The organism is Streptococcus sp. W151 (genome assembly GCF_053010205.1).
This window is the reverse complement of the sequence record NZ_JBRKNT010000006.1, coordinates 93,749-103,726: the sequence shown is the minus strand read 5'-3', so window position 1 is coordinate 103,726 and position 9,978 is coordinate 93,749. Positions and strand designations below refer to the sequence as shown.

Below are 9,978 nucleotides of genomic sequence, written 5' to 3'. Positions count from 1 at the left end.
GAAATTCCTCCAAGCCCCTCTCATTTATTATCGTGAGATTGCCCCACTCTTATTTTTTCTTGTTTTTCGCCATTGCTGATTTTTGTTGGTTCACAATTTGGCGATAGACTTGTTGAACTTTTGCTTCGCTTGGACGTTGGCCACTCGCACCTAAAAGTGTCCGAACTGCTTCAACATTCAAACGGGGATTTGATGCAAATTCTTTTTCAAATTGACGACGAAGCAAGAACATTCCTGCAACCATCCCACCAAAGAAAGCCAAAATAATCAACAAAATTCCTAAAAAGAGATTCATACAATTTTCTCCGATCCATTATTTTTACATAACTATCATTATATCAGACAATCGCTTATTTTTCAATGTCAAAGCCGTAGAGTGTCGCAAGATAATCTTCTGGTTTTTCTGCTCGACGAATCAAACGGGCCTGCCCATCTTCTTGAAGCAAAACTTCTGCAGAACGCAATTTGGCATTGTACTGATACCCCATTGAAAATCCATGGGCTCCGGTATCATGGATCACGAGCAAATCTCCAATCTCCGTCACTGGTAATTCACGTTGTTTAGCAAATTTATCGTTATTTTCACAGAGACTTCCCACGACATCGACCACTTCAGTCGGTCCATCTGGACGATCCATATTGGTAATATGGTGATAAGCACCGTACATAGCCGGTCTCAGAAGGTTCACAGCTGAAGCATCGACACCCACATAGGTCCGGTAGGTTTTCTTTTTATGCGTCACTCTGGTTACCAAAAGACCGTGTGAAGCTAGCATAAAGCGACCAAGTTCGGTATAGATTTTCACATGACCAAGTCCTGCCGGTTTAAGAATCTCATTAAAAACGCGGTGCACGCCTTCCCCAATAATGGCAATATCATTTGGTTCTTGCTCTGGCTTGTAATTGACCCCAACTCCACCAGAGAGGTTGATAAAGCCCAAATGGACACCTGTTTTCTCGACGACTTCCACTGCCAATTCAAAAAGTTGACGCGCTAGCTCTGGATAGTAATCGTTGGATACTGTATTAGAAGCTAACAAGGCGTGAATGCCAAACTCTTCCACACCCAGTTCTTTCAACTCGATAAAGGCTTGGATCAATTGCTCCTTGGTCATTCCAAACTTGGCTTCTTCCGGATTGTCCATAATATCAGTTCCCAGTTCAAAAACTCCACCAGGATTATAGCGACATGAAATGACCTTGGGAATGCTGGTCACAGACTTCAAGAAAGCAATGTCTTCATAGGCGTCCAGATTGATGGTCGCCCCTAATTCACGAGCATAGATGAACTCTTCAGCTGGCGTGTTGTTAGAAGAAAACATGATCTCTTTTCCACTAAAGCCAAGTTTATCTGCCATTAACAATTCGACGTAGCTGGCAGTGTCAACTCCACAGCCCTCTTCTTGCAAAATTTTTAGGATCGATGGGTTCGGAGTCGCCTTGATGGCAAAGTATTCTTTAAATCCTTCATTCCAAGCAAAAGCTCGATGGAGGGCACGAGCTGTTTCACGAATTCCTGCTTCATCATAGAGATGAAAAGGGGTAGGAAATTCTTGGGTCAGGCTTTCTAATTGTTCACGGGTTACAAAAGGTATTTTCATAAGTACTCATTTCTATTCTGTAGTCACTATAAGTATAGCACAAGTCGGAAGACAAAAAAAGCCGAGGCTATTGCCCCAGCTCAATCTCTCTTTGATTAGTCGTTTCTTCCGAAGATACGAAGAAGGCTGATAAAGAGGTTGATAAAATCAAGATACAGTTCCAAAGCCATGGCCACTGCCCAGCCTGTCGCAGGGTGACCATTGGTTTGATCATAGACATAGCGGATTTTTTGGTTATCCCAAGCTGTCAATCCTGCAAAGAGGAAGACAGAGATAATACTCAAGATATAATCCATGCCAGAACTTCTCAAGAACATGTTCACAACAGAAGCGATGATCACACCGATCAAGACTCCCATCAAGGCACGTCCCATACCTGAAAGGTCTTTTTTCACGACGCGTCCGATAGCTCCCATGACAATAAACATCAAGGCACTGACCAAGAAAGCCTTATAAACCGTCGCTTGCATGTAGCGAGCAATGATAAAGCTCAAGGTAAAGCCATTCAAAGCTGAGTAGATCAAGAAGATCGGAAGAGCAGACGGGCTATTTTTAATAGCCTTCCCACTGGCAACAAAGACCAAGATCAATTCTACAACAACTGCTGCATAGTAAACCATTGGTGCTGTTGTCAAGATTTGAACGAAGAAATCTTGAAAGACTGTCATCATCAGGCCAGACACAAGGGCTGAAATCCCAACACCAATTCCTACTAATGAATAGATTTTGTTATAAAAAGCATTCAATCCACTTTGTTCTTGGATTACTGAATCATTATACATATAAACAAGTTCCTTTCAAATTTGTTTACTATGATTTTAACATTTTTCGATGAAAAAATCTCCTTTTGGCCATCTTTTTACGCCAAGGTTCTGAAGCTTCCTTAACAGCCCAGTATTTATCCACCATGGTCACCACGAAGGATTCTTTGTAGCGAGGCGGAGCAAGGGTAGCCCCCCACATGTGTTTAATGATGATATCTTCTTCCTTAGCATTAAGATCTGTAATCTTTCGCGCATTTCTCACGGCAATGCGTGGATGAATCCAGGCGTGACTCTTGGTAAACTTGGTCTCGCGCCAATCATAGTAAAAGAGGTCATGCAAGAGGCCACCCCGAGCCGTACTTTTAGCATCCCAGCCAAATTTTTTAGCCAGTTTATAACTAGTATAGCTAACATGAATGGAATGCTCCAAACGATTGGAATGAATATGATGGGGGATGTCGGCTAATTTTTGAACCTTAGGGTGCTGGATCAACTGTCCCACATAGGTCATGTATTCTTTGTCACGATGATATTGCATCAGATCACCACCTTTCCTTGATAGGCTTTCCCAATAAGATTTCCACCAATTTCTTTTTTCAACTTAAGTATACTGCTTTTTCTCAAAAATTCCTTAAATGAAACATCAAAATTCCAGCAGCTACTGCAACATTCAAACTCTCAGCCCGACCCGGCATGGTAATATGAACAAGCTGGTCGGCTCGTGTAGCCATTTCTGGACTGATGCCCTTGCCTTCATTACCCATTACCAAAATCAATTGATCAATCTGAGGGAGCTGACGGTAATCGATGGAAGCTTCTGATAGCGTCGTTGCGAGGACCGCTAGATTGGATTGACTAGCTCGTTCAAACAGTTCTTCTCGGTCCATTTTCCAGATAGGAAGATGGAAATGACTGCCCTGCATGGATCGAAGAGTCTTGAGACTGTATAGATCTGCGGATGCTTTCGAAAGCATGACACCATCAAAGCCGGCTGCATCTGCTGTTCGAATCATGGTTCCTACATTACCTGGATCTTGGACATCCTCCAAATAGAGGTAACGACCTTGTAACGGATCTGGAAGTTCTGGCTGCTCTAGAAGAATCTCTGCGACAATTCCTTGAGGGGTCTTCGAATCAGCCAAGAGACTCAAGATCTCCGAAGTCACGACAGTGACGTTTTGGATATTCTCTACGCGGTCTAAATAGGCTTCTAAAACAAAGATCTGACGAATGATCGCCTGATTTTCTACTGCCTCTTCAAAGAGATGCCAACCCTCAATGAGATAGGAATCTGTCCGATATTTTTTTTGATGTAATTTTTTAGCATTTTTGATTACATTATTGGATTTAGACGTTATAATATTCATAGACCTATTATAGCACAAAGAAAAAGAAGAAATCATGCCTCAGATAGATTTCTTCGAGTCAAGGAGGATGCACATGCAAAAGGTAAAAATGATTGCCCAAGGACGGGTTCAAGGAGTTGGTTTTCGCTGGGGAGTCTACAGTCTTGCCTTGGAGATTGGTGGGATCACTGGCCGTGTCTGGAATAATGACGATGGGACGGTTGGTATTCTAGCTCAGGCAGAGTCTAGCAGTCAAATGGCCAAATTCATCCAAGAAATACGCAAAGGTCCTACGCCGTTTGCGCATGTGACTTATTTGGATGTTACGTTAGCAAACTTTGAAAACTATAAGGACTTCAAAATTGCAAATTAAGACTAGAGAACTATTGTGTATTTTCAAAAAAAACAGTAGAATAGAAAGGTAACATTTTAAAAAAGAAGGAACGATTTGTGAAAAAAAATAAACTTGCATTATTGGCATCGATGGGACTAGCTTCGCTCGTCTTCTTATCAGGATGCGTGAGTGTCGATCGGAAAACTGGAAATCCAACTGGATTGATTTGGAATCTTCTTGGCCGTCCAATGGGCGAAGCCATCAAATTCTTTGCTAATAACCTTGGCTTGGGCTTTGGGATCGGGATTATTATCGTCACCTTGATCGTGCGTTTAATCATCTTGCCACTTGGTTTGTACCAATCATGGAAGGCAACCTACCAATCTGAAAAGATGAACTACTTAAAACCCATCCTTGGCCCAATCCAAGAGCGCATGAAAAACGCTAGCTCACAAGAAGAAAAGCTATTGGCACAACAAGAATTAATGGCTGCTCAACGTGAAAATGGGGTTAGCATGTTTGGTGGAGTTGGATGTTTACCACTCTTGATCCAAATGCCATTCTTCTCTGCCCTCTTCTTTGCAGCTCAGCACACCAAAGGGGTAGCAGAAAGTAGTTTCCTTGGTATTGCTCTTGGAAAACCAAGCTTGCTCTTGACGGCTATCGTAGCGGTTCTCTACTATATCCAAAGTATGCTCTCTCTTCATGGGATTGAAGATGAAACCCAAAAGGAAAGTATGCGTAAAGCATCACTGATGAGCCCGATTATGATCGGTGTCTTCTCATTGATCTCTTCAGCCGGAGTGACTCTTTACTGGGTAGTCGGTGGGGTGATCCAAATTATCCAACAATTTGTCATCAACTACTTGATTCGTCCAAATCTTCGCAAGCGGGTCGCTGAGGAATACAAAAACAATCCTCCAAAAGCGACTAGTCACCGTGTGAAAAAAGACGTTACACCAACTGCAACGACACAAATTCAACACAAACCAAAAAACAACCGCAATGCAGGAAAACAACGCAATAGAAAGTAGTACAAACTTCTAAATTCTAGCGGAATTACTTAAGCACCTGAACCCTCTAGTTCAGGTGCTTTTTTAATCCCTTTCAATCAAGGAAGAATTATTCTCTCACAAGGGGATTAAGAGCACAGAAAAACAAGCCCTCTTTGAGTGCTTGCTTTAAGACCGTTTTTACCTAAGTAATGTTAAAAAATAAAATGATATAAACTATTAGGTTCATAGAGCAGATATCGAAACTTTCCGCAGTGAGAAAAGTGCCTGAAACAATTATGTTTCAGGCACTAGGGGAGTTTTGAAACCTTAGGTTCAAAACTAAGTCATGGAACTTCGTAGAAGTTCGCTGACGTCCGTACTCACTTAAGGAAAGGTTCTAAGAGGACTTTGTCTTTAATCTGAAACAAGCCCTATTGGAGAGCTTGCTCTTTATATTTACGCTGTTTTTTCTACGTTCAAAATTTTCACTTGGTAGTTTCCAGCTGGTGTTTCAACAGTGACCACGTCACCTGTTTTTTTACCAATCAAAGCGTGACCGATTGGGCTTTCGTTCGAGATCTTCCCTGCAAAGGCATCTGCCCCTGCTGAACCGACGATGCTGTATACTTCTTCATCTGTTTCGCCAACTTCTTGAACTGTAACGGTTTTTCCGATCGCTACTTCGTCTACTGCAACAGCGTCACTATCGACGATTTCCGCATAGCGGATTTTTGTTTCCAAACTAGAGATTTGACCTTCCACAAAAGCTTGTTCATCTTTTGCTGCTTCGTACTCAGAGTTTTCTGAGAGGTCACCGTATGAGCGAGCGATCTTGATCCGTTCTACGACTTCAGGTCGACGGACCAATTTCAATTCTTCTAATTCTAGTTCTAATTTTTCTTTTTCTGCTAGGGTCATTGGGTATGTTTTTTCTGCCATTATTCTTCTCTTTCTATTATTTGAATGAAAAAGCTGTGGACGCGCCACATGCTTTTTCTAGTTTGAACTTGCTTGTGTCAATTTACTATTGACGTGTTCTTCTACATTTTTATTGTGTTCTTCGTATGTCTTAGCGAAGAAGACTTCACCATTTTCGACATTTGCAACAAAATACAAGTAGTCTGTCTTACTTGGGTTCACCGCCGCTTCGATCGCTGATACTCCAGGGTTATCCACTGGACCAGGCATCAAACCGGTATTCTTATAAATATTATAAGGTGAATCCAGCTCTGTATCGATCGTTGCATCTTCTTTCAAGGTCGTCTTTTGACCAAGCTTCCCTTCGGCATAAAGAATTGCAATATTACTTTGCAAAGGCATGTCTTGGTTCAAACGGTTATAGAAGACACTTGCGATGTCTTTGCGGTCTTGATCCGTCGCCCCTTCTTTTTCAACCAAGGAAGCAAGGGTCAATACTTCGTTTACATTGATGTTCTTGCTCTCAAGTGTTTCATAATACGGGCTTAAGTTTTGATCCATGGCCGCCAGCATCTGATCGATCATTTCTTTCACTGTGGTATCTTTCCCATAGTTATAAGTTGCTGGGAAAAGATAACCTTCCAAACGATAGCGAACACCAGAATCCTTACTTGGCAGGTTAGCCAAGAGCTTAGGATATTTGGCCACCATCTTCTCAATAAAGGCATCATCTTGGACAGCCTTCAAGAAATCTTCTTTCTTAAATGGAGTCTTTCCTGCCTTCTTACTAGAGACATCTGCTGTGATAGCCGTCGCAATCTGATCGATCGTATAGCCTTCTGGAATCGTTACCTTACCAAGAATTGGAGCCTGAGGAGTTTTGGTCCCCTCTTCCTGCAGTTTTTGGATGATGGTTTCTAAATCCATGCTCTTTTGAAGGTTGAAATAACCGGATTTGAAATTGCTATAGTTCTTGAACTTGGTATAGTAGTTAAAGAACTGACCATTTTTCACGAGTCCTTTTTTCTCAAGGATCGCGCCAATCTCACGATTACTTGAACCTGCTGGAATCTCAACCGTCACGAATTCTGTTGCATTTTTATCCATTGGCTTGACAGCTGAATGGATATAGGTCACTGCAAAGATCCCTGTAGCCACGATCACAATCAGCAAAAGGCTGACCACTGTCCGCACAATTCGTTTAGCGATTTTATTTTGTTTCTTTTGTTTTTGTTGGCGCTGGTTACGAGAAGAGCGCGATAAGCTTTCCTCTACCGGTTCCTGACTTGGTTCTTTTATAAAAGGCTTTGTGGACTCACTCTTTTCTTCTACAATAGGAGTCGCCTTTTCTGGCTCCACTGGTATTTCTGTGGAAGCCACAACAGCTTCTTCTTTTGGAGGTGGTGTTGCTTCTTCCTCCTCTTTCAGTGAAGAAGGGGTTTCAATGCTTCGATCAGGTAGATCATACTCTTTTTCGATCTTTAGAAGTTGCTCATTTGCCTCTTCTAAGTCTCTGAGGATCTGCTCTTTGAAGCTTAATAACTTCTCACTGTCTTGTGATTTATCAGTCAAATAATTGACCTCCCTCATCATAATCCTTAATATTATATCTTAAAAGATTTAGAAAAGCAATACAAATCGCCCTTCTTCTTCAAAATACCTATTTAATCAAGGTTTTCATTTTCCCAGACCAGATTGTACCAAACTTCACCCGCATATTGGGATTCTGACAGACCTTCATTTGTGAATCCTTGCTTCTCGTAATAAGGAATCAAATAATCATGACAGGTCAGATTGATCCCTTGACGATGATCTTTCACCGCAATCTCTTTGATCGCATCAAGCAAGAGGGTTCCAACCCCTAGCCCTTGAGCTTCTGTAGCAATGGATAGACTCGTAATGGAAATAAAACCCTGTTCTAGATGGCTTAGATCTTCAACCTCTGAAAAAGAGGAATCGATCAAATAGCGCTCCGGCCTAACAGGTCCTTCTAAATACCCTAAAATCTGACCTTGGCACTCTGCTACAAGAAAAGTTGCTTGAATCTTTTCAATGTGATCTTTTAAAATCTCACGCGCAATCGCTTCTTCTTCTGAAAAATTCTCAAGCTCAATGCGCTCGATGGCATCCAAATCCAGCAGCTCTGCTTGTCTAATGTGAATTTTTTCTTTCATCATTTACTCTTTCTATCGTTCCCAAACCATATGGACACCTCGATCAGACTCAGCTTCATCTCGAAATCCTTGCTGGACAAAGTAAGAAAGTAAGTCTTCTGAACAATCGATCCAAATGGCTTTCTTTTCCTTTTGAACAGCTACATCTTTTAAAGCAGCGATCAGAATCGCACCATATCCTTGACCTTGAAAGGCTGGCCTCACTGCCAATCGCAATACGATGAGGTCCCCCTTTAAATGCTGGTCTTCTATTGCCAACAAGTAAGCCACAATATCGCCACCCTGCTCTGCAAGCAAAGAAATGGCTTCCTTCGAACCTAGCGCTTCCTCAATAGTTGCCCTGTGCTCCGTTCCTTCATTGTCATGAAGTTCTTCTTCTAGCAATAACAGCTGTTCTTGATCAGCCGGGGTGATTTGTCGAATCATCATCCTGCTCTCCTCATTTCATGATTCTTCAGCGGACAGATAAATTTGAGTCTGGAACCAATCGATTCCAGACTCAAACATCTCTTTATTGTACACTATGTGTCAAACTAGATAATAAACGCTCAAATGAGTATTCATAGGTTTGAATATCTCCAGCTCCCATAAAGACATAGACCGCATTGTCATGGTCAAGAAGAGGAGAAACATTCTCAGCTGTGATAATCGCTGAACGTTTGACAATTTTTGCTTCCAAATCTTCAACCTTCACATCTCCGTGATCGACTTCCCGTGCAGAACCATAGATCTGTGCCAAGTAAACAGCATCTGCTTGATTCAACGCTTCAGCAAATTCATCTAAGAGGGCAATGGTCCGTGTAAAGGTGTGTGGTTGGAAAATGGCTACGATTTCTTTACTTGGATATTTTTGACGGGCCGCATCCAAGGTAGCAATAATTTCTGTTGGATGATGCGCAAAGTCATCGATGATCACTGTTCCGTTAACCACTTTTTCAGTAAAGCGGCGTTTCACTCCAGCAAAAGTCTTCAAATGCTCGCGGACCAAATTTAAGTCAAATCCTGCAATATGAAGCAAGCCAATGACTGCTGTAGCATTCATGATGTTGTGGCGACCAAAAGTTGGGATATGGAATTGCCCCAAGTCTTCTCCACGGAAATGAACATTGAAGGTTGACCCAGTCGTTGATCGAAGCAAATTGCTTGCTACAAAATCATTATTCTCTTTGTCAAAACCATAGTAATAAATTGGTGCAGATGAGGTAATCCGACGCAATTCTTTGTCTTCCCCGTAGATGAAAAGTCCCTTACTGATTTGTTTAGCATAATCATTAAAGGCATTAAAGACATCTTCTAAACTTGTGAAATAGTCTGGATGGTCGAAGTCAATATTGGTGATGATACTGTATTCAGGATGATAAGGCATAAAGTGGCGTTCATACTCATCTGATTCAAAAACAAAGTATTTAGCTGCAGCAGAGCCACGACCTGTCCCGTCACCAATCAAATAACTGGTATCGGTGATATTTGATAAGACGTGAGAAAGCATCCCTGTTGTTGAGGTTTTTCCGTGTGCTCCGGCAACCCCCATGCTGACGAAGTCACGCATAAATTCACCAAGAAATTCATGGTAGCGTTTATAGGTTAGGCCATGCTCATCTGCATAAGCGATTTCCACATTGTTATCAGGACGGAAAGCATTCCCAGCAATGAGGATTTTGTTGCCTTCTAAATTTTTTACATCAAATGGATAAATTTTAATTCCTGCTTGTTCCAAGCCACGTTGCGTAAAGTAATACTTTTCAACATCTGACCCCTGAACTGTATGTCCCATTTGGTGAAGCATGAGAGCTAAAGCACTCATCCCTGCCCCTTTAATTCCAATAAAATGGTATGTGTTAGACAT

General features: G+C 41.8%; 12 protein-coding genes. 2 read left to right on the top strand and 10 right to left on the bottom strand.

Annotated features, from left to right (window positions below):
* Positions 1-49: 49 nt before the first annotated feature.
* The 5 genes from ACVC7Q_RS08925 to ACVC7Q_RS08905 form a co-directional block, all read right to left on the bottom strand.
* Positions 50-295, bottom strand: coding sequence for a YneF family protein (locus tag ACVC7Q_RS08925; RefSeq protein ID WP_003005109.1), 246 nt, complete (start codon positions 293-295; stop codon positions 50-52).
* Between the two features lie 55 nt (positions 296-350).
* Positions 351-1,601 (bottom strand): diaminopimelate decarboxylase, encoded by a 1,251-nt coding sequence (locus tag ACVC7Q_RS08920; RefSeq protein ID WP_447265602.1) that lies wholly within the window; start codon positions 1,599-1,601, stop codon positions 351-353.
* A 95-nt stretch (positions 1,602-1,696) separates the two neighbouring features.
* Positions 1,697-2,383, bottom strand: coding sequence for a Bax inhibitor-1/YccA family protein (locus ACVC7Q_RS08915; protein ID WP_447265601.1), 687 nt, complete (start codon positions 2,381-2,383; stop codon positions 1,697-1,699).
* Positions 2,384-2,411: 28 nt separating this feature from the next.
* Entirely contained in the window at positions 2,412-2,903 is a 492-nt protein-coding gene (locus ACVC7Q_RS08910; RefSeq protein WP_013904023.1) for an HDIG domain-containing metalloprotein, read from the bottom strand.
* An 82-nt stretch (positions 2,904-2,985) separates the two neighbouring features.
* A complete protein-coding gene (locus tag ACVC7Q_RS08905) occupies positions 2,986-3,732 on the bottom strand; it encodes a TrmH family RNA methyltransferase (protein WP_447265600.1) in 747 nt (248 codons plus the stop codon).
* Between the two features lie 73 nt (positions 3,733-3,805).
* Here ACVC7Q_RS08905 and ACVC7Q_RS08900 point away from each other — a divergent pair, with 73 nt between their 5' ends.
* On the top strand, positions 3,806-4,084 hold the full coding sequence (locus ACVC7Q_RS08900) for an acylphosphatase (RefSeq protein WP_041826422.1): 279 nt from the start codon (positions 3,806-3,808) through the stop codon (positions 4,082-4,084).
* A gap of 77 nt (positions 4,085-4,161) precedes the next feature.
* On the top strand, positions 4,162-5,079 hold the full coding sequence (gene yidC / locus ACVC7Q_RS08895) for a membrane protein insertase YidC (RefSeq protein WP_447265599.1): 918 nt from the start codon (positions 4,162-4,164) through the stop codon (positions 5,077-5,079).
* 417 nt (positions 5,080-5,496) lie between these two features.
* On the opposite strand, the gene greA is transcribed toward yidC, so the two are convergent.
* The 5 genes from greA to murC form a co-directional block, all read right to left on the bottom strand.
* Complete coding sequence (greA, locus tag ACVC7Q_RS08890) at positions 5,497-5,979, bottom strand: transcription elongation factor GreA (protein WP_447265598.1); 483 nt, start codon at positions 5,977-5,979, stop codon at positions 5,497-5,499.
* Positions 5,980-6,036: 57 nt separating this feature from the next.
* On the bottom strand, positions 6,037-7,563 hold the full coding sequence (gene mltG / locus ACVC7Q_RS08885) for an endolytic transglycosylase MltG (RefSeq protein WP_447265617.1): 1,527 nt from the start codon (positions 7,561-7,563) through the stop codon (positions 6,037-6,039).
* A 59-nt stretch (positions 7,564-7,622) separates the two neighbouring features.
* Positions 7,623-8,132, bottom strand: coding sequence for a GNAT family N-acetyltransferase (locus ACVC7Q_RS08880; protein ID WP_447265597.1), 510 nt, complete (start codon positions 8,130-8,132; stop codon positions 7,623-7,625).
* A gap of 12 nt (positions 8,133-8,144) precedes the next feature.
* Positions 8,145-8,561 carry a GNAT family N-acetyltransferase gene (locus ACVC7Q_RS08875; protein ID WP_447265596.1) on the bottom strand — a complete coding sequence of 139 codons (417 nt, stop codon included), beginning with the start codon at positions 8,559-8,561 and terminating at the stop codon, positions 8,145-8,147.
* An 82-nt stretch (positions 8,562-8,643) separates the two neighbouring features.
* A complete protein-coding gene (murC, locus tag ACVC7Q_RS08870) occupies positions 8,644-9,978 on the bottom strand; it encodes a UDP-N-acetylmuramate--L-alanine ligase (protein ID WP_447265595.1) in 1,335 nt (444 codons plus the stop codon).